The sequence below is a fragment of the Psychromonas sp. Urea-02u-13 genome, assembly GCF_002835995.1.
Taxonomy (GTDB): domain Bacteria; phylum Pseudomonadota; class Gammaproteobacteria; order Enterobacterales; family Psychromonadaceae; genus Psychromonas.
In genome coordinates, this window is record NZ_PJBZ01000059.1 from 26,520 (window position 1) to 47,671 (window position 21,152).

13 protein-coding genes are annotated in these 21,152 nt (G+C 39.0%); 3 read left to right on the forward strand and 10 right to left on the reverse strand.

What is annotated here, in order from left to right:
* Positions 1–10 precede the first annotated feature (10 nt).
* The 4 genes from CXF74_RS10460 to CXF74_RS10475 all read right to left on the reverse strand — a co-directional run bounded on the left by CXF74_RS10460 (position 11) and on the right by CXF74_RS10475 (position 12,367).
* On the reverse strand, positions 11–2,527 hold the full coding sequence (locus CXF74_RS10460) for a PfaB family protein (protein ID WP_101082394.1): 2,517 nt from the start codon (positions 2,525–2,527) through the stop codon (positions 11–13).
* On the reverse strand, positions 2,527–10,725 hold the full coding sequence (locus tag CXF74_RS10465; RefSeq protein ID WP_232772497.1) for a type I polyketide synthase: 8,199 nt from the start codon (positions 10,723–10,725) through the stop codon (positions 2,527–2,529). The genes CXF74_RS10460 and CXF74_RS10465 overlap by 1 nt, the downstream gene beginning before the upstream one ends.
* A gap of 16 nt (positions 10,726–10,741) precedes the next feature.
* Complete coding sequence (locus tag CXF74_RS10470; protein WP_101082396.1) at positions 10,742–11,608, reverse strand: transcriptional regulator; 867 nt, start codon at positions 11,606–11,608, stop codon at positions 10,742–10,744.
* A 552-nt stretch (positions 11,609–12,160) separates the two neighbouring features.
* Positions 12,161–12,367: a cold-shock protein gene (locus tag CXF74_RS10475; protein ID WP_101082397.1), complete on the reverse strand. Its 207-nt coding sequence runs from the start codon at positions 12,365–12,367 to the stop codon at positions 12,161–12,163.
* Positions 12,368–13,201: 834 nt separating this feature from the next.
* Between CXF74_RS10475 and CXF74_RS10480 the strand changes: the two genes are divergently transcribed.
* A complete protein-coding gene (locus CXF74_RS10480; RefSeq protein ID WP_101082398.1) occupies positions 13,202–13,888 on the forward strand; it encodes a lysophospholipid acyltransferase family protein in 687 nt (228 codons plus the stop codon).
* A 199-nt stretch (positions 13,889–14,087) separates the two neighbouring features.
* Here CXF74_RS10480 and CXF74_RS10485 read toward each other — a convergent pair whose 3' ends face one another.
* Together CXF74_RS10485 and CXF74_RS10490 are read right to left on the reverse strand one after the other, a co-directional pair.
* Positions 14,088–14,549 carry a hypothetical protein gene (locus tag CXF74_RS10485; RefSeq protein ID WP_101082399.1) on the reverse strand — a complete coding sequence of 154 codons (462 nt, stop codon included), beginning with the start codon at positions 14,547–14,549 and terminating at the stop codon, positions 14,088–14,090.
* Between the two features lie 177 nt (positions 14,550–14,726).
* Positions 14,727–15,635, reverse strand: a complete 909-nt coding sequence (locus CXF74_RS10490; RefSeq protein WP_101082400.1) for a DMT family transporter — start codon at positions 15,633–15,635, stop codon at positions 14,727–14,729.
* 156 nt (positions 15,636–15,791) lie between these two features.
* Between CXF74_RS10490 and CXF74_RS10495 the strand changes: the two genes are divergently transcribed.
* Positions 15,792–16,703 (forward strand): helix-turn-helix domain-containing protein, encoded by a 912-nt coding sequence (locus CXF74_RS10495; RefSeq protein WP_101082401.1) that lies wholly within the window; start codon positions 15,792–15,794, stop codon positions 16,701–16,703.
* Between the two features lie 161 nt (positions 16,704–16,864).
* Here CXF74_RS10495 and CXF74_RS10500 read toward each other — a convergent pair whose 3' ends face one another.
* The gene (locus CXF74_RS10500; protein ID WP_101082397.1) at positions 16,865–17,071 is read right to left on the reverse strand and encodes a cold-shock protein; all 207 of its coding nucleotides are present in this window, start codon (positions 17,069–17,071) and stop codon (positions 16,865–16,867) included.
* A 1,289-nt stretch (positions 17,072–18,360) separates the two neighbouring features.
* Between CXF74_RS10500 and CXF74_RS10505 the strand changes: the two genes are divergently transcribed.
* Positions 18,361–18,567 carry a cold-shock protein gene (locus CXF74_RS10505; protein ID WP_101082397.1) on the forward strand — a complete coding sequence of 69 codons (207 nt, stop codon included), beginning with the start codon at positions 18,361–18,363 and terminating at the stop codon, positions 18,565–18,567.
* Positions 18,568–18,814: 247 nt separating this feature from the next.
* On the opposite strand, the gene CXF74_RS10510 is transcribed toward CXF74_RS10505, so the two are convergent.
* The 3 genes from CXF74_RS10510 to CXF74_RS21940 all read right to left on the reverse strand — a co-directional run bounded on the left by CXF74_RS10510 (position 18,815) and on the right by CXF74_RS21940 (position 21,119).
* Positions 18,815–19,465: a hypothetical protein gene (locus CXF74_RS10510; RefSeq protein ID WP_101082402.1), complete on the reverse strand. Its 651-nt coding sequence runs from the start codon at positions 19,463–19,465 to the stop codon at positions 18,815–18,817.
* A gap of 232 nt (positions 19,466–19,697) precedes the next feature.
* On the reverse strand, positions 19,698–20,639 hold the full coding sequence (gene ylqF / locus CXF74_RS10515; protein WP_101082403.1) for a ribosome biogenesis GTPase YlqF: 942 nt from the start codon (positions 20,637–20,639) through the stop codon (positions 19,698–19,700).
* A 321-nt stretch (positions 20,640–20,960) separates the two neighbouring features.
* Positions 20,961–21,119, reverse strand: a complete 159-nt coding sequence (locus CXF74_RS21940; RefSeq protein WP_157822377.1) for a hypothetical protein — start codon at positions 21,117–21,119, stop codon at positions 20,961–20,963.
* Between the last annotated feature and the right edge of the window lie 33 nt (positions 21,120–21,152).

Consider the following 21,152-nt stretch of genomic DNA (forward strand, 5'->3'; position numbering starts at 1 on the left):
AAAATTCTCTTTAATTAACTTGCACAAGCAATGAACCACTGAAAAAGGATTCAAGATTAATGTCGACGCCAAAACTGACTAGTTTGGCAGCTGCACGTGCATAGGTCAGTTGATCATCGGTGCCTTTGGCATTCACGGGCACACTTATGTGATTCTCATTGATGTGATTCTCATTGACGTGATTCTCATTGACTCGATTATTATCAATAGCATTTGTTTTTAATATCTTATCCGTCCAACTACACAGCGAACGCCCTGCACCCATTTCAATAAATACCTTCGAGCCTTTATCGGCGAGGGTATTAATCAAACGCGGGAAATCAACGGACTGGCAAAGACATTTAGCAATGCTTACCGCAATCGCTTTTTCAAGCTGTGGAATAGGCAGGTAACAAGAACTTGAAATCATCTTAGTTTGAATACGTTCGGTAACCGACATGCTATAAAGCGCCAGCATCTTGTCGTACTCTTGATAAGCCGGCTCACTGTGAATGGCGTTAGCCATGTTAAGTGGCATTGCACGTACACCAAGGCGTTTGATTACCTTTAAACAATCTTCAGGGAAACCACCAATGGTTAAACTATCGGGTGTATTTACGATAGTTACATAAACCCGTTCATCGGCTTTGATCGACGCATTAACCTGTTCAGCGCTACCTTTAATACTGTAGGTTTCCCAAATCTGCTCAAACTCACCGTCTTTAATATCGGGTAAATTCCACAGTTTGCGAATCGCACGTAGTTCACTAGAAAGCTGGTGGTTAAAGGTGTCTGAATTGGCTAAACGCGCGCTCATGAGTCCTGGCGTTTGCCAACAACCCAGGGCAGCAAACATACTCACTTCACCCATGCTATAACCACAGGCGAAATCTGCTTTTAGTTTAAACACTTGCTCAAAAATCTTAGTGAAGACACAGGCATAACCCACACCACATTCGGCAATGTTAGCAAGGCTATTACGTAATTCGAGATCTAACTGCTTCAGTTCTTTAAAACCAAGGGATACCACAGAGCGAGGATTTAAAAGCTCATCTTTTAAGGATGCGCCAATATTATCCGCGAGTGCAATCACACTGGGATATATTTCAGGAAACAGGTGGAAAAGATCACGCCCTAGGCCCACATAAGTCGCACCAATACCCGGATACAAAAAGGCTGTTTTTGCATCCTTCTCTGGCTGACTGGTAAAGTAACTGCCCTTAGGGGTTTTCCAGTCTGAGTTTTTCGCAAAGGCTGTTTTAACACCAATTAAACTCAGTTGAAGCTCTTTTTGTAGCTCTTCAATGGATTCGGCAATCAATACCACCTTATAAACACAATCAGCTCTATCTGCATAAAGCTTCTTAGCAAAGGTTTTAAGTTTTTTTCCAATGGTTAACTGTTCCATTACCTGAGTAAGTTTTATTAATAAATCAGCTTCATTCTCAGCACCAACAATAAACAATGATTGCTTTGAATTATGATTAAAACCATTTTGATGGACAGCATTACCCAAAGGTTCGCTTAACAACAAATGACTGTATGTATGAACAGTCATTAAGCTAAGCGCATTAATACGGGCTTTGCCTGAAATCGTTGGGAAAACAGGGGCTGCTTGATTAAACAGATAAAAAGGTGAATCTACCCATTGATCCAACAATGCTACTGATGGAGAGTCCCAGCCTTTAACCGCAGGGCGGTAGCGCTGTTGCAATGAAATAACACTGTGTATCAAACCCATTAATTCAGACAAAGCGCCGTTATCACCGAGCACACTTTTCTGACAACTGATGGCTGTTGTTAGTTTTTTACCACCATTAAAAGCGCTATAAGCTGTTATTAACGCTTTTTGTTCCAACTCATTTAACTGGTTGTTTATACAGGCACTGACTTCTAATGCATTAATTTCTTCACCAGAGAGTGATTCAGTTTTTAATGATTGAGCAATAATAGCTTCAATATCAGCATGTTCACCCGTAGTCATATTGGTGATAGTGCTATAACAAACGCTATTATTTTCTTGAACAAATGACTCACAGCTTAATAACAGACAGGCAGCCCCTTGCAGAGATGCATAACCATCAAAATGTTCATCAAAACTGATCGTTGATTGTGAAACGTTGTGAGTTTGTGTGCTTAATGACGCAGTGATAATTAATACCGCAATATGACCATTATTTTTAATGATCTGAGCGCTACGGTTCAATGCTTCATCAAGATGGGCGACGGTTTCATAACTAAAATGAGCTTGCGCTGCCCCCTCAATAACCTCATCAATAACTTCTTTGCTATTTTCACTGTTGTTAGCATTAATGACAATGACAGCGATCTGTTGAGCGGTTAAGTTATTAGACTCAACCACTCGATTTGCGCATTGCTTGTAAAGATCAGAAAAACTGGCATTTAATGGTGAACTCGCCGTTAAGCAGTCACCTCGATATAAGCTGGCTTCAACCTGATCGATATTAGCAAGATCGTTAAAAAGTGCGTTAAAACCGATCACCGCAAGCGGTGACTCGATAAGTTGTAATGGAGACTGTCCCACCATTATTTAACCACTTTTAAAAACAGATCATTGAGACTTTCACTGGCAGTGACTTGCGCGCCAATAACAGAAGCCAAGATCTGCTTCTGTTGGTTAATCATCTGTACATCCGCAATCACTTTTTTATTACGCTTATTGGTAGTTAGCGTTAATTGCACATAAAACGGCTGATCAACAGGCACTTCCTGATAAACAGTCCACTGTGCAGTGGCCGTTGGCAAACTGCCTAGACCTAGCTGTTGTCGAACCCAGACTAACAGTGCTTGATACACTAAATCGTTAGCAAACACGTTATTAGTGCTGACATCAAACTCGCCCTGCTTCTGTTTAACACTGCTATTAATCACACAGCTCAGTAATAAACCTTGCTCGTCACAACGGTTAATCGCTGTAATGCCTTGCAAGGTTTCACCGTGAAACAAAGTACCATTTTCATACAGAGCGTGTTGCTCTGTCGCTAATGTCGGTAACTCACCTTGATAAACAGGTGCAGACTCTTTGTTTTTAACTAACTCTAAAATCGCACTGTAATGGAAAGTAGTTTTGCCCGCCGTTTCACTTGAAATTTTCACTTCAACTTCTAGCTTCTCTTCACTATCAGACAATTCACTATCAGTTAGTAGAACAAGATCGATAACATAATCTTCTGCTTGCGAACCATCAAAGATAATACCTTTGAACAGTTTGTAATTTTTCAAACCAAGGTAGTGATAACCCGAGTACGCTGACTCAGCAGCTTCCACCATCCATGCAATGGCACAGACAGTTGGAAACACTTGATTATCACCAATTTGATGATCAGCAAAAAAGGCATTGTTAGTCGCTAAAAGGTTCTTAGTATAACGACTAACTAGTGGCTTTTTTACAGAAACTTCCTCAGCAGAAGACTCATCTTCACCACCCATGTCATTACCCACTAGGATTTGTGCGCAACGGTTTGTATCAGCCGCTAATTCGCTGACTAATAACTGTGCGCCTGCATCTAATGGAATAATATAAACACCACGGTCGTTAAACATACGTTTAAGCTCAGGTGTTACCATGCCGCCGTCCCACGGTCCCCAGTTGAAGCTCACTACTTGTGCTTCAGGGTTCAGTGCTTTAAATCGGAAAGCCGTTTTGTTTAAGATATCGTTGGCCATTGAATAATCAGATTGACCCGGGTTACCGTAAAAACCAGCAGCCGATGAGAACATCACTAAATGTTTGATTTTATCTGTTTCAACACAGGCTAGCATTGATAACAAACCATCGATTTTAGTGCTGTAAACCGCTTCTAGGTCGCTTAATGTTTTTTGTTCAATGAACTTGTCTGCTAATACACCTGCACCGTGAATAAGACCGGTGATATCGCCCCATAAATCAGTAATTGGAGACACCGCATTTAATACACTTTCTTTATCCGTTACATCTGCACTAACATATTGCGCAATACCACCAGCCGCTTGAATCGCATCCAGTGTTTTTGTGATCTCTCTGTTTGCAAGTACCGGTTTAATGAAGTTATTAACCGCAACAGGGGTTGGTTTTTCACCGCTTGCGATTAAGTGCTGCATAGCCGCTTTTTTAAGTGCCACTTCATCCGTTACACCGTTTGCCCAGCTTGGCTCACCGCTCTCATATTTTGAACGACCTAACAGGATAAACTTAGACTGATACGTTTGCGCTAAACGAATAACACAATGTGCCGTCACGCCTTTTGCACCACCACTCACTAGAAACAGAGAGTTTTCATCAATGCTATTACCAGATTGCAGCGCGTAACTATCGGTTTTTTCGCCAACCAATGTTAAACGGCCGTTATTGTTAAAACCAATTTCTACTGGTGAAACCTTGCTGTCGTTTAGTTCATCGAAAACGATGTTTGCTACTTTGTCAGCACCAAATTTTCTTGCAACGTCGATAACACGACAGAAAACGTTTGGCCATTCATGACTGATTGTTTTCACTAAACCCGCTAAGCCTGTTTGTACTAAATCGCTGTTATGTTCGTTGTTTTCAACACCAAAACAGCCACCTTGACGTGTTAACACCAAAAACGATGAACGGACATCAGTATTATTAGTTGTTGCATCATTCTTAGCAAGACCGGTTAATTTTGCTAATAAGAAAGCAAGTTGTAACCCTTGTTTACTTGCCTGTGGGAATTCAATACCTTCAATCGCTGTTTTAGCTTGCAAGTAAACCACGGCATGCCATGTTAGTTGTGTTGCTAAAATGGCTTGTAATTCTTTCTCATCGACTTGTCCTAGCTCAGCCTCTAATTCGATAATATTCACTGCTTTAGAAAATGATTTTGAACTAACGGTTGTTACCCATGATGGTTTTAATACCGTCACAGACCAACCTTGTTGGTTTAGTTTTTCAGCAAGACGTACTGCACTGCCTTCGCCGTCATCGACCAATAATAGGTTTTCGCCATTAATGCTTGGAGACATGCTAGTTACCGCATCAAGGTGTTTAACCACAACCGTGCTACTTGGTGATGGAGCAAAATCATTATTAATCGTTGTTGTCGTTACAATGGTTTCAATACCTTCAGGCTTTTTTACAGAAGTACCTGTTTCAGATTGAACAGCGCTGCCTGCTTTAGATTGCATATAGCTAACGATTTCACCAAGTGTACGTAACTCTGCTAAGTCTTCAGGGTTAAGCTCTGGTAAGTCAGTGATCTCATCTTGAACCGCACCTAGAATCTCAACACGTTTAATCGAGTCGATACCCAAGTCCGCTTCCATATCCATTGCAAGTTCTAACATCTCTGCAGGGTAACCGGTTTTATCGGCAACCACTGACATCATCACTGATTGAATTTTATCTAAATCAATCGCAACTGGAGCAGGTGTTGATTCTATTGAACCTGCTGGAGCAATTGCGCCTGCCTTAGATTGCATATAGCTAACGATTTCACCTAAAGTACGTAACTCTGCAAGATCTTCAGGATTAAGCTCTGGTAAATCTGTGATTTCATCTTGTACCGCACCGAGGATTTCAACACGTTTAATAGAGTCAATACCTAAGTCCGCTTCCATATCCATGCTTAATTCAAGCATCTCTGTTGGGTAACCGGTTTTATCTGCAACCACTGACATCATTACGTTTTGGATTTTATCCAAATCAATTGATACTGCGACTGGCGCTGATGCAACAGAAGCAGAAGAAACTGCACCCGCTTTAGATTGCATATAGTTAACGATTTCACCTAAAGTGCGTAACTCAGCTAGATCTTCAGGGTTAAGCTCTGGTAAATCAGTGATCTCATCTTGAACCGCACCTAAAATCTCAACACGTTTAATCGAGTCGATACCTAAATCCGCTTCCATATCCATGCTTAATTCAAGCATCTCTGTTGGGTAACCGGTTTTATCGGCAACCACTGACATCATCACATTTTGGATTTTTTCTAAATCAATCGAAACAGCCGCAACTGACGCTGATGCAATAGGAGTAGCTGCGCCCGCTTTAGATTGCATATAGTTTACGATTTCGCCAAGCGTACGCAGTTCAGCTAAATCTTCAGGATTAAGCTCAGGTAAGTCAGTGATTTCATCTTGTACCGCACCGAGGATTTCAACACGTTTAATAGAGTCAATACCTAAGTCCGCTTCCATATCCATGCTTAGTTCAAGCATCTCTGTTGGGTAACCGGTTTTATCAGCAACCACTGACATCATGACGTTTTGAATTTTGTCTAAATCAATTGAAGCAGTTGTTACAGAAGCTATTGGCGCAGCACTTACAGCAGTCGCTGAAACAGCAGAAGCTTTAGACTTCATATAGTCAACAATCTCACCTAATGTACGCAGTTCTGCTAGATCTTCAGGGTTAAGCTCTGGTAGGTCTGTAATTTCATCTTGTACAGCACCTAGAATCTCAACACGTTTAATAGAATCGATACCAAGGTCGGCCTCCATATCCATGCTTAATTCAAGCATTTCTGTTGGGTAACCGGTTTTATCGGCAACCACTGACATCATCACGTTTTGGATTTTATCTAAATCAATTGATGCAACTGGTGCAACACTAGTGGCTACAGGAGCAACGGCTGATGCTTTAGATTTCATATAGTCAACAATTTCACCCAATGTACGCAGTTCAGCTAAATCTTCTGGATTAAGCTCTGGTAAATCAGTGATTTCATCTTGTACTGAACCTAAGATCTCAACACGTTTAATAGAGTCGATACCAAGGTCGGCTTCCATATCCATGCTTAATTCAAGCATTTCTGTTGGGTAACCGGTTTTATCAGCAACGACTGACATCATGACGTTTTGGATTTTATCCAAATCAATTGATGTAGCGACTGGAGCCGACGCAACGGGTGCTACCGCTGATGCATTAGACTTCATATAGTCAACAATCTCACCTAATGTACGCAGTTCAGCTAAATCTTCTGGGTTAAGCTCTGGTAAATCGGTGATTTCGTCTTGTACTGAACCTAAAATTTCAACACGTTTAATAGAATCGATACCAAGGTCGGCTTCCATATCCATGCTTAGTTCAAGCATCTCTGTTGGGTAACCGGTTTTCTCTGCCACAACATCTAACATCACTGTTTGAATCTTATTCAGATCAAAGGCAGGCGCTGATTTAACGACAGGAGAAGGTTGACGAACAGGTGCTGGCGATAACGTCACTTGAGGTTTAGGTTGAGTCACCGTTTGTGCAACTTGTACAGGCGCAGAAACAGGTTTTGCAGCCGTAATAGGCACAATGTTGTTTGCTGCAGGCTGTGCTTTAGCCGTTAATGGCGCTGATACCGGTGACTTAGTTACAACAGATTGCTTAGATGCAGTTACGGTTGCTATAGGTGCGTCAGTTAGGTTAGCTAACATCTTACCCATATTTTCTGTTTGACTATTTAGGTACGTTTCATGCACACGTAAGGTTTCAGACTGGAAGTCATGATACAAACCTAATGTTTTATCTAAACTCTCAGGTAACTCAGTCGCGCCTGTTTGAGCGGCTAATACTTCTTGGAATGTTTTAGCGTATTCCTTAGGCCCTTGCATATAACTCTGATGTACTTCTAACAGCTGTGATTGATGATTAACGAAGTTTTCTACACTGCGCTCAATTGAGCTTGCTACATCAACGGCATTATTTTCTGTTGGGTTATTTGTCGTTGCTGGCGCGCCATTTTGTTGTACATAAACGATTTTTTCTACTTCAACAATTTTTTCAACCACTTTTTCAACAATGACTTCTTTGATAACTTCTTTAACAACCACTTTTGGCTCTGCAGAAGAGATTGTCCATCCATCATTTAAGGCATCAGAAAATGCTTTTTTAGTTTTAGGATTAACATAAGCAGCACCGGTTAGTTTCATCGCTAACGGTGATTTTTTCGGCGCTACAACCGGGCGTTGTTGTGCTGAATAGGGGTCGATATTTTCTAGTTGTAGACCTAACACTGCCATCTCAACAGCTGCTAAACGTAATTGCTGATCCGCAGATTTTTTAGGATTACTGTTAACCGCGATAGTCACTACATCATTTTTGTCTTTTAAGATGTTATCCACTAAACGAGTTAATACATTTTTAGGACCAAACTCGATAAATACACGACCACCTGCATCATATAAGTTATCAATCTCTTCATTAAAATGAACCGATTGTAAAATATGATTTTTAAGTGTCGCTTTAATTTCATCTGCATTATTTGAATGTGCTTTAGCCGTGCCGTTGGCAAATACAGGAATGCTTGGCGTGTTAAATTCAACACTATCAATCACATCTGCAAATGGTTTTTGTGCATGACCTACTAATTCAGTATGGAAAGCTGCAGAAACAGGCAGTTTAACAACCTTGTAGCCCTTCGCTTGAAGTTGCTCAACAGCAAGCTCAATTTGTACTGTTACACCGGCAATAACCACTTGGTTATTTGAGTTGTAGTTAGCAATTGAAACACCTTCAATTGCTTCTATATCAGCAGCAACTTTTTCTGGATCACCAACAACAGCAGCCATTGTACCTGCATCAAAGTGACTTCCTTCTAAATCAGAGCCTTCAGGAGCCGCCATTGCAGCACCACGACTACGTGCCAATAACATGTAATCTTGCTCAGAAAGTACACCCGCAGCCCATAGTGCAGTTAACTCACCAAAGCTATGACCGGCAGCAAAATCGACAATTAAACCCGCTTGCTTGAAGGTATTAAATAGACCAGCACTAAAAGTACCAATCGCAGGTTGTGCGTTTTGTGTTAAACGTAAGTTTTCATCTTGTGTTTTACGCTCAGCATCTGTAAATACAGGTAGCGGGAAAACAGTACTTGAAAGTTGTGACTGGCCAGCATCACTGAAACTTTTATCCATCTTAGCGCTGGTGGCTAACATAGTTGGGAAGTTACAGGTTAAATCACGTCCCATGTTCACATATTGCGAACCTTGACCCGAGAACAGCGCAACCACTTTACCTTGCGCTTCAATCGCAGATTCACGGTAATAAATACCCGTTGGTTTGCTCCACGATGTTTCATCATTCTCAAGCTGTTTTAATACTTGCGTGATTTTTTCAATGGCTTGAAGTGCATTTTTAGCAATAAAACCACAACGTGCTAGTTCACTACTTGGTGTTTTAAATGGGTTTTCAATAACTAGTGCATTAAAAGCAAAGGCTTGAAGATCAGTTTCAACTGAAAGCTTGTTTAACCAAGCTGTTAAGGTTGTTGTTAATGTCGCTTTATTCGTTGCACTAATCACTAGTGTTTGTGGCACTTCATTTAAACGGTAAGCAACATCATGTGTCGCTTTGTACTCTTCCATAACAAAATGGAAGTTTGTACCACCAAAACCAAATGAACTCACACCTGCACGGCGTTTAACACCATCGGCACGAGGCATCCAAGGACGTGTTTCGCTATTTACATATAGAGGTGAGTTTTCGATCTCTAAACTTGGGTTTGGTTTATCAACATTAATGGTTGCTGGTAATACTTTATGGTGCAAAGCCAATGCTGCTTTAATGATACCTGCAGTACCGGCAGCCGCTTTTGTATGACCGACTTGAGATTTAACCGAGCCTAACGCGATATGCTGTTTTTGATCGTTATTTTCACTGAACATAGTGTTTAAACCACTAAATTCAGCGGCATCACCCGCTTTAGTCCCAGTACCATGTGCTTCAATCAAACCACATGTTGATGGTTCAAAACCTGCATCTTGGTAAGCACGTTTTAATGCTTTCACTTGGCCCGATGGGCGCGGTGCATAAATCGATTTAAAACGACCATCTGAAGAACTACCAATACCTTTAATCAAGGCATAGATTTTATCGCCATCACGCTCAGCATCTTCAAGACGTTTCAATGCGATCATACCAACACCTTCACCGATCATCATTCCTTTTGAGTTTTCATCAAAAGGACGAATATCATCACCGTCAGTAAATGCCGGTGTTTTTGAAAATGACATGTACATGAATGGTGAGTTATCACAACAAACACCACCCGAGATCATCATTTCAGAACGATGTTCAAGCAAGTCAGAAACTGCCATTTTGATAGCAGCTAAAGAACCCGCACAAGCGGCATCAACCACACAGTTTGTGCCACCAAAATCAAAACGATTAGCAATACGGCCTGCAATAACGTTACCTAGCATGCCCGGGAACGAGTTTTCTTCCCATGGAATGTACGCTTTTTTGTATTTTTCGATAATAACATCGCGGTCTGAATCACTCACACCTGACGCTTTTAATACTTTATCTAAAATAGGGCCTTGAAGACGAGATGTTAATGGCGCGATCTGTTTCTGACCACCACCTACACCTAGCGTAATACCAATTTTATCACGGTCGTAAGCTGCTTCATCACTGATACCCGCATCGGCTAACACATCACGTGCAACGACTAACGACATCAATTGGGTAATATCGGTTAACTCTAAGATATTTGGCGGTAAACCAAATTCCATTGGATCAAAATCAATTTCTGGTAAAAATCCACCACGTTTACAATAGGTTTTATCTGCTGCTTTTTTATCACTTGAGTAATAATCATCAATCGCCCAACGATCTTCTGGGATATCTTTAATACCATTGACTGATTCAACAATGTTGTCCCAAAATTGTTCAAGGTTTTTCGTTTCTGCAAAAACAGACGCCATACCAACAATTGCGATTGGACTCGATTGTAATCGAGAATTTAGTTTTTTATCTTCTTCTGTTTCGATTACGTCGGGATTTTTTTCGTTAGACATGTTGTTATTACTCCAATTAAAATTTGCTTGCATTAACAGTTATTATTTCAGAATTATTTTTATCTTCTAATAACCGAAAACGGCTTAAAAATTCATTATAATTTTTCACTAAAACACGGCGTATATGGTACGGGGCTTTTTCTAATACGTAGCTGACGTAACGCTGTGCGGCTTGATAATCATCATCGTTATAAAGATCCACATAAATCCAATTACTGGTGAGATCGTGGGCCATTAACAGTGATGTTTTTTGTTCTGTTTGATGTGTTGCGGCTGTTGAACCTTGAGGGCTTGGGAAATCAGGCAGTGTGATCAGGTAAACCTGAACCACATCCAATGCACTTAATACTTGTGATTGATCTTCTGCTTCTCCCATCTGTTGACGCATTTGATTTAGGAAATCACTCATCGCTTGTGGTGATACCACCGAATTAATCACTTCACTTGAAAGACTCTCTTCAATCGCCACCTGCACATAACTTGCTTCAGAATCCGTATCATCAAATTCCTGCATATCGGCAAGGCGAGAAACACCATGGCGTTTTAAGCATCGCTGTAAACCAGCACGCGAGGTATTTGAATTAATAAACTCTTTACACACAGTAAGCAGTTCATCAAGGGAAAGCTTTAACCTCAAACGCAAATGCACCACAACATATTGTTGTGCCAATGTCAGCGTAGTATTGAGTTGTTTGGGCAGGTTTGAAACGTCATCTGTGCATTCTCGTTTGCGCCATTTACGTACTGTAGACTCAGAAACTTTCAATAAACGAGCAAGTACGGCGGTAGCGAGGTCAGATTCATGGATAAATGCACGAATTTCGGGTGTGGTTGTGGCATTTTTATGTTGTGTTTTGTCTTGCTTAGTGTCGAGCTTAGGCATTAGGTATCGGCTTTATTAAGTGATCAAATTAATTAAGTTTTTTATTTCACCTGCAATATACACAGGTATCACACCCTACACAATCACCCGATACTTTTATTTTTACTTTATCGATTTTATATTTTTATAATGTTTCTACTCAGCGCTTATAACAACAAGTAAAACTAAAAAGCAGAACAACGAATAGATCAATGACAGTTGATAAAAGAAATGCTTTTAAAGAAAGTACAATTCTTTACAGCAACTTATCTCTAAAGATTATTTTTTATTGGCTAGGTTTGGATCATTAATGAATTGAGAGTTATAACAACTGAAGAATTTAATATGTGCTCAACCAGGCTGGTGGACACGGATAATGGAAACGGATAATTTTGTGAAAGGAGAATAATGCATGACTTGCTGCGCTTTTTTTCCTAGGTAATACAAGATCACATATTTAGTGCGCTTAGTCTTATCGAGTCTATCCCTAAAAAAAGAGCAAAAAAAATGGCAAACCCAAAAGGTTCACCATTTTCTAAATTCATTTAACGCTAAGCGTTAAATCATTGCAGCTTAAAGAGCTACGATGTTTTCAGCGTTTGGTCCTTTTTGACCTTGGCTTACTGTGAATTCAACTTTTTGGCCTTCAGCTAAAGTTTTGAAACCTTCGCTTGCGATTGCAGAGAAATGTGCAAATACATCTGGACCAGATTCTTGCTCGATGAAACCAAAACCTTTAGATTCGTTAAACCACTTAACTGTACCTTGAACTTTAGACATAATATTATTCCTGTAACTTTAATTTAAAATTGCCTTAATAGGCATGACTAGCGTAAAAACAGACTGAAACTTAAAAACTACATTACGTGGTATTATGAATAAAACTACGACATTAAGATTGTAAACAAAAGGCTTTCTTTCCTGCTGACGTGCATAATATAGAATTCAGACAGGATGTCAACAGGCGTTTAAAAAACACACAAAGAAATATTATTCATTCCCTACTATCAAACTCATTATAAATATAACCAGACAGGTCTAGTGTGGCTTAGGTGCAACTAATAAGTACCAAAGCCATTACCCATCAAGGTATGAAGGCATAGAAGGCACGAAGATAATAAGGTGAGTCTCCTCCCCCAGGGCAAGCGAATTATAAATACGATTAAACAATTTAAATAAATTCAAAAGAAATTAACCAAGAAGGCACGAAAAAAAAAGAAGGTTAAAAAGAAAATTAAATCTTGGCTATTTGTTTCTTCGTGTTCGTTTTTTATTGAAATAATAGTGGGGATAGGGAACAACGCGATAGCAATACGTATTTGGGAGCGCTAAAAGCATTTTCAATTATAATGTGCTGCCGTAGTTCCCCCCTCCTCTAGTATGCCTCCTCTGTTGTATTAACCTCACTAACATAAGGTTGTTATTGCTTAGTTATCTAAAATCAATGCCTTCTGATCACTTTAAAACTAACAATTAACAAAAATTAGGTCAATCCCGTAACTAATATAGGCCAAAGGTTAAGTTAAATGCCCAGACAGCCCAAATTAAAAACCTGCCTGCTAACGATACTGCTATGATACTGCCATTACACTACCGTGAATTTCTGGAGCTTTCTTGACACTGAATCAAATTAAACAAGCACTATACGCACTTTATTTAACCAATAAATTCGGTCTTAGGCTAAGAAAAGAACATACAGCGGCCGAAATGACTAAACAGCGCTTAGAATATGCTGAAATATTATTAGCACGCTTAAAGATTAATATTGAGGTTGAAGGTGCGGAGAAAGCTATTCAAGGGGGGCAATACCTGATCGTCTCGAATCATCGCAGTATTATTGACCCTTTAGTGGTTGAGATTGCTTTAAAAGATAAAGGCATTAACAGTTTATGGATAGCGAAAAAAGAACTTTATAATTCGTTTTTCTTTGGCATGTTTACCAGAAATGCTGGCACGGTATTACTAGACAGAGAATCAAGACAAATGAGCGCGTTTTTCACTGACATTAAAGGTAATGTGAGTAATGGTTACTCTATTAGTGTTTTCGCTGAAGGGACACGTAATAAGAGCGATCAAACATTAGCTGAATTTAAAGAAGGCTCTCAAATCATCGCAATGAAAAACAGATTGCCGATATTACCCATCTTTATTAAAACTAATGCTAATGAAGTATTACAAGATTCGTTGAAAAACATGAATAAAGACTTGAAAATAACCGTCGTTATTGGTGATGAGATTGGTTATAAAGATCGTTCGCAAACACTTCAAGAATTATATAAGTCGCGCTTTAATATTGCGTAGTTCACGCCCTACCTCGTTACGATAGTAAGATAATGTGGATTTGTAGGTGTAAAGGTAAGAAGGAAAGTAGGTATTTAACGCTTCTGTTGATGAGTAATAAACTCACAACAGAAGACGAATAACTATTATAGGCTTTTATTAACGTTCATTAACCCTCGTTAACTTCCATTAACAACCGCCTTAATAAATAGTTAGATGACTAAGCTAAATCACGGAAGCGAACTAATACGTCAACTTTAGTAGACATAGTAGAGCTCAGTGTTTGTTTTTCTTCTGTCGCTAAAATAACAATACCGTTATGTTTAGCAATATTTTTAAATAAGTTATTAAGATCAAAACCGTTATCACGTTCGTGTGAATGTTTTACATCGGTTTTTTTATCAAATAACAAATCCGATTTTTCTAGCAATAACATATTTCGACTAGTACGCACGTCGCCAAATAATTCAGTGACACTTGCCTCTGACGCTTTCTCACTAATCGCATTTGTATACTGTACTGTACTGTTTGCATTTGATGTAAAGTCTTGCACAACAGACGCTAGTTCACTCGCACTGCCACCATTTAACGTGATCAGAAAACGCGTTTTGTGTTTTGCAATAAGTGCCATATCTTCTAAAAATCGACGATAACTCTTACTCTGGTAATCTACTACTAGCATTTATATTCCTATTTTGACATTTCAAGCGTTGTTTTTATGGCGACAGTTTAACAGCTTATTCAGAAAAAGGTTCAGCTATTATTTGTTAAAATTTCCAACAAATTCCCTCCCATAAACAAACCCTATTAACCGCCATAAAAAACCAAATAACACCCCTACCACTTTTTGTCTAAATGATTAACTTACAGGTAACAAAGCAGCTTTAACACGCCTTAATATCGGTTTCTTACGTTGCGTTAATACATTACCTAATATGACGAATAATAAGCCTAATGTTGAATAGAGCGTCCAATGATAATCTTCATATACCGCCGAAGCACTTAACGCCACAATGGGCGTTAATACCAGAATATAAGCCGCGTTACTTGCTCCTAAACGATCAACTAAAATGAGATAACAGGTAAAACCAAGCACTGACGCAGGAATAGCGAGATACAATAAGCTGCCGATATATTGCGTCGAGAAGGTAAATTCAAAGCTTATCCCTCGGGCTAGGATGATCAATAACAAGGCAGCACAACCATAAGTCATTGCATAACAATTGGCGGTAAAAGGCTGAATGTTATTTTTGGTATTACGTATGCTCAACATATTACCGATAGAGAAACACCAAGTCCCCAGCAGCGCGAACAACAAACCATACAAAGTATTCTGCGACCAATCTGTTTTAAGCAAGTCGCCCGCAAATAGCAAACTAATACCCGCAAGACCTAGCACTGCTCCAAGCCAAAAATTAGCACTGGTTTTGGTTTGGTAAAACAACTTGCTATGAAAGGCATTAAAAATGGGCGCCGATGCCATAAAAACAGCCACTAAACCACTTGGGATATACAGTGTGGCACTATAAAAGGCGAGAAAATTACAACAAAACAAACACACGCCTTGTAACATGATAAAAGGTTGGTCTTGGCGCTTTACCGGTTGTAGTTTGCGCCACAGTTTACCGACAACAAACATGATGATCGCGGCAATAGCAAAACGATAAAAGATAGAGACTTCCATTGGCACATCACCGTGTTGCCACTTGATGGATATCCATGATAATCCCCAGATAAATACCATTGAAACATAGAGTAATGCAGTCATAAGTGTTCCTTCATAAATTGATTAAGGAACATAATGGCGATTTTATCCTCGTTGAAATATCACGATCTCGGTAAAACTAACACAATATTGCGCTTTAATGTCTACATTGGCTATGCGGTGCATTGAGCTATCTGACTTTAATGGTAATATTTTCTGATGCCTTTAATAAAATCAGTCATCGACCCAAAGTCAGAGAACGCCTTAACGCCAATAAAAACACGCGCCACCAGTTTTGAGCACTCTGCGAGCAAAATCTGTTTACGACAAACGTCATTAACAGAGTCATTGTCATGGGCGCATTATCAAAATGAACATGACCGCTTATATTATGCGAATAAACAGCAACATACCTTGAGCTTGTATCTATCAGGCGGTTATGAAACGCATCGTACAGATGTGAGTGCAGGATTTGGCGCGCCGGGTAAATTTTGTTTAATGCCTAAAGATTCAGAAAGCCATTGGCAACTGGGTCAAACACAGCAATTCATGCACCTATACTTCACCGATGATTATCTCAAGCAGCTCGCGTTAAAAGTCTTTGATATTGATCCACGTATGTTGCAACTGCCAGAATTAACCTTTACTAACGATGTCGCAACCGAAGCATTATTTCGTCATTGCATGGCAACCAGTGATTGGGCCAATGATCACCTTGCAATGGAACAAGTGACCAACACTATTTTAGTGTCGATGTTACAGAATATGGGGATCACTCGCACCACAGCCCCAATCAAGGGGGGATTATCACCTAAAGTGGCCACATTAGTCTGTGATTTTATGCAGGCAAACTTTCACCGACAGATTTATCTTGCTGAATTAGCCACTCTTGCACAATTGAGTGAGTATCATTTTTGCAGAATGTTTAAACAAAGCCATGCACAAACACCACAAGCGTATTTATTAGCCATCAGAATAGAACAAGTGAAGTTACGCTTATGCGCTAAATTAGAAAGTGTATCGGAGATTGCGTTGCAGTGTGGTTTTGCGAATCAAAGCCACATGGGCCGTTATTTCAAAAAGTTAGTGGGTATCTCGCCAAGCCAATACCGAAGCTTATCGAGAAATTAACTTACTGCCCCTGAAAAAAAACTAGTGGGATTGTTATAAACAAGGCCTATTAACCACCTAACCACCACGTTTGAATAAATTTAGACAAAAAAAATGGCAAACCCGTAAAGGTTTACCATTTTTTCAAAATCTATTTAACGCTAGCGTTAAATCATTGCAGCTTAAAGAGCTACGATGTTTTCAGCGTTTGGTCCTTTTTGACCTTGGCTTACTGTGAATTCTACTTTTTGGCCTTCAGCTAAAGTTTTGAAACCTTCGCTTGCGATTGCAGAGAAATGTGCGAATACATCTGGACCAGATTCTTGCTCGATGAAACCAAAACCTTTAGATTCGTTGAACCACTTAACTGTACCTTGAACTTTAGACATAATATTATCCTATGATATTTAATTTATTGTTGAATTGCCTTTAACAGGCTTAAATAGCGTAAAAAACAGACTGAAACTTAAAAACTTACAGAGCGTGGTATTATAACTAAAACTACGATATTAAGATTGTAAACAAAAGGCTTTCTTTGTTGCTGAAGAGCACTATATAGAATCAAAAAAAAAAGTCAACACTGTTCAAAAAACAAACATAAAACATTTTACTCAGGGAACTCAATTATCCTCCCCCTCCTCTGTCACCCTTATACCTCTATTCACACTTATAATCAGGACGTACCCTTTCAAGCCAGTTCAAGCCAGTTCAAGCCAGTTCAAACGACATCATTAAACTAATTTTTTTTTGACCTGATTTCATTTGATATTTGATATTTGATTGCGATGTTTAACTGAGTAGCCGGCTTATTCCAATAACAATGATCAATCATGCATTATTAATCGTGTTCTTTTCACTCGTTAGCCCTGCGACTATTGCTATTGCCTGGTTTTTTCCTCGATGGGTGATGACAGTCATTCAATACTGCACGCTCAACACCTTATAAGTTTTCGGACCCACTCAAAAAAGACATCACTTTGTGATTCAGAAAAATTAGAAATATGACTATTAAACTAATAGACGGCTACTAAGCGACTTCGTTCCGGAGAGAACAAGATAACGATCTTCAGCTTTTCTTTGTGCCTTTATGGTTGATTGCTTTTGAACTTATTTAAGTGGTACTAAATTCGTCTGCTTATATTTAAGCAGAGATTAATAAAACAATAAGGTTTTATGGTCGCACTAGTGGCAAGAGAAATGAGACCTCTGTTTTATCCCCCCCCTAAAAGGGAATATCTAACACAGTGCGTTTAAAAACAGGAAAAGAAAGGTAAATAGGTTGGAAAACGCAGTTTAGTGCCTTAAATGGCTTAAATGGCTTAAATTCCAACGAGCAGAGCAGTGATAGAGTATCTTTACATTTCTCTGCTTTGCTAGTGATAATAATATAACGGCTGTTTTTTGTACCCTAATTAGAACGGTTTTAATACTGAGCTGTTGCTTATTTATTCAATTAAAACAAAGTTATAATTTCCTTCTTTATTTTTAAGAAGCTAGCTTGACAGCCATCTTTAAATCTATATAGTGCCCCTCAGCAGGAAAGAAAGCCTTTTGTTTACATTCTTCATTTCGTTGTTTTATTAATAATACACGTACTGTAGTTTTTAAGTACCAGTCTGTTTTTACGCTATTCAAGCCTATTAAAGGCATTCAAAAATTAAAGTTACAGGATATTATTATGTCTAAAGTTCAAGGTACAGTTAAGTGGTTCAACGAATCTAAAGGTTTTGGTTTCATCGAGCAAGAGTCTGGTCCAGATGTATTCGCACATTTCTCTGCAATTGCAAGCGAAGGTTTCAAAACTTTAGCTGAAGGCCAAAAAGTAGAATTCACAGTAAGCCAAGGTCAAAAAGGACCAAACGCTGAAAACATCGTAGCTCTTTAAGCTGCAATGATTTAGCGCTCGCGCTAAATGAATCTTGAAAAAATGGTAAACCTTTACGGGTTTGCCATTTTTTTTGCCTATTTTTTAGTGTTCACTTAAAGATAGATAATGTTATGGGCAGAATGCAGCAGATAAGCCAGGAAATGAGGTTTAATCAAGGTAGTAAAGACAGACAACAAATGAGCAGAGAAACAAAGAAAACACCGCATGAGGGTATTCTCTTTGAGATATTAATGGGTTAACCTATTTAATAAAAAGCGAGTTTCATATGAACGCCAATGTAATTAAGATCCCCTAACAAATCATCTCGCTTGGCCATATGACCATTAATACCAATGCCCACATATTCTGTAATATATTGGGTAAACGAAAGTTCGGCGGCCGTGATGCTGCGATCAGCAATTTCTGTGTGGTTAATACCCAAAGTCATATCAAAGCTATCACCAATCCCCTGATTAATAGCAATACCAACACGATAACCAAGATCACTCTGCTCCACGTCATTATTTAGCACGCCATCATTCCAGTTATAGAGTAAGTGCCCGTCGACTTCGATATCCGTTGTTTTAAAGAGAGGATAACGCCAGCCCACACCAATATTAGCTAAGTTATCTTGATATGAGATCTCTGTACCGTCATTTGCTTCATCTAAAAGATCTGCTTGATAACCCAATTTAAAAATAAATGAGTCATTGAGTAACGTTTGCCCACTAACGCGTGCAACCATCATATCGTTATCAAGCTCTTCAAAAGATTTATTACCCACTTCTAAATTAATGAAGCTGTAATTAACAGGCGTATTAGCTGCACGATAATCACCGTACTCAATACCATCATCTGCCATTGCAAATGGGCTAACTAAAAACGGAAGTAGGTATGCTTTTTTTATTATTTTCATGGGTTTTATGCCTAATGTTATTATCTACTGAAGATATCATAGCAACAAACGCTTTATTTTAATCGAGAGATTGGTAGAAATAGGTATTAGTTCAACTAATGTATCTATTTAACAACAAACGGAAAGTAGTAAATTTATTCTTTTTGAGAAGAGAGTTTTAAATGAAAGTAGGAGCAATATAAAAAAATACTACGCTAACAGGGTTAGCATAGTATTATTTGAGCGTTAACGATTATCTATTTTTACGACTTCTACGTCTACGTGCTTCTTTTTTAGCGATTTTTTCTTCAGCTTGTTTAGCCATCAGTTTAACCACTTCTACTTTTTCAACGGCAGCCATTTCTGGTGTTTCAACACTGATAGGACCTAATGCGCCTGCGCGTAACTCGTTGAGTAAAATAGTCGACACTTTATAGATATCAAAATGACCACCCGCACGTAAACAGCCTCGACGTAATGCAATCGCTTCCATTAGCTCATGGTCAGTATCAGGCACCGTTTCAAGTTCATAACGTGCTTTTAGACGATCAGGATAATGTTTAATTAAATAGTCAGCTGCATAATAAGCAATGTCTTCATATTCAATCGCAGTATCTTTTATCGCACCCGTTAATGCTAAACGGTAAGCAGAGTCTTGATTTTCAATTTTTGGCCACAAAAACCCAGGTGTATCAGAAAGCATGATGCCACAAGGTAAACGTATACGTTGTTGGTTCTTTGTTACCGCGGGCTCATTACCTGTTTTAGCAATAATACGATCCGCTAAAATGTTGATAATAGTCGATTTACCGACATTAGGAATACCCATGATCATCGCGCGAATTTGCTTATCTTGGCTTAAACGATTCGGTAACATCTTTTCACAAAGTTTCGTGATTTGATGTACTTGCTCTGGTTTATTAGTGGTAATAGCCAGCGCTTTAATGCCCTCTTCCTGTTCCATGTATTCAACCCACATGTCTGTGATTTCAGGATCAGCAAGGTCAGATTTATTTAATACTTTAATACAGGGTGTTTTTTCACGAATCGAAGCGATCAGCGGATTTTCGCTGCTGTAAGGAATACGTGCATCAACGACTTCGATAATAATATCAACCTGGGGTAATACTTCTTTAATCTCTTTATGCGCTTTGTGCATATGCCCGGGGAACCACTGAATACTAGTGCTGCTCATTTGATTTTATTACCTTTTATATTTGGCTGTTAGCTCGCTTATTTAGACTCTGGTCGACTAAATAAGCGAGCTCGAATAATTTATAACTACATATGTGCGCCATTTTAACTGATGATAGACGAGATAAGTATTTAATTTATCGATACTTCGCTTGTTCAAAAGCGAAGTGCCCTATTACATCAGGTTAAATAGCAACTAATACCATAAAATTTTCAATTTAATACCTTTTTTATTCGAGGCATAATAATTGTGAGCATTGATGTAGCGTTATTATCAGTGCGTAACAACACGCTTCTTCTACTGAACAAAAACGCTTCTTCTCTAAGCAACTTCAGGCAGTCCGCGAGTAAGTAACGTCTCGTCACTTAACTCATTTTCAACGTTACAAATTACTGCTATCGCATCAACTAACTGTTTGGTTAACTTAGGTAATTCATTGCGATAAAAGAAACTTTTGTAGCCATTAGCAGCAACGGGCAATGCGCTCGCAAAAAAAAAAATAGTTACAATAAA

Coding starts and splice junctions, on each gene's coding strand:
- CXF74_RS10510 (WP_101082402.1), bottom strand. CDS start 19,465: ATGAAAATAATAAAAAAAGCATACCTACTTCCGTTTTTAGTTAGCCCA.
- CXF74_RS10470 (WP_101082396.1), bottom strand. CDS start 11,608: ATGCCTAAGCTCGACACTAAGCAAGACAAAACACAACATAAAAATGCC.
- CXF74_RS10460 (WP_101082394.1), bottom strand. CDS start 2,527: ATGGTGGGACAGTCTCCATTACAACTTATCGAGTCACCGCTTGCGGTG.
- CXF74_RS10465 (WP_232772497.1), bottom strand. CDS start 10,725: ATGTCTAACGAAAAAAATCCCGACGTAATCGAAACAGAAGAAGATAAA.
- ylqF (WP_101082403.1), bottom strand. CDS start 20,639: ATGAGCAGCACTAGTATTCAGTGGTTCCCCGGGCATATGCACAAAGCG.
- CXF74_RS10500 (WP_101082397.1), bottom strand. CDS start 17,071: ATGTCTAAAGTTCAAGGTACAGTTAAGTGGTTCAACGAATCTAAAGGT.
- CXF74_RS10505 (WP_101082397.1), top strand. CDS start 18,361: ATGTCTAAAGTTCAAGGTACAGTTAAGTGGTTCAACGAATCTAAAGGT.
- CXF74_RS10485 (WP_101082399.1), bottom strand. CDS start 14,549: ATGCTAGTAGTAGATTACCAGAGTAAGAGTTATCGTCGATTTTTAGAA.
- CXF74_RS10475 (WP_101082397.1), bottom strand. CDS start 12,367: ATGTCTAAAGTTCAAGGTACAGTTAAGTGGTTTAACGAATCTAAAGGT.
- CXF74_RS10490 (WP_101082400.1), bottom strand. CDS start 15,635: ATGACTGCATTACTCTATGTTTCAATGGTATTTATCTGGGGATTATCA.
- CXF74_RS10495 (WP_101082401.1), top strand. CDS start 15,792: ATGCCTTTAATAAAATCAGTCATCGACCCAAAGTCAGAGAACGCCTTA.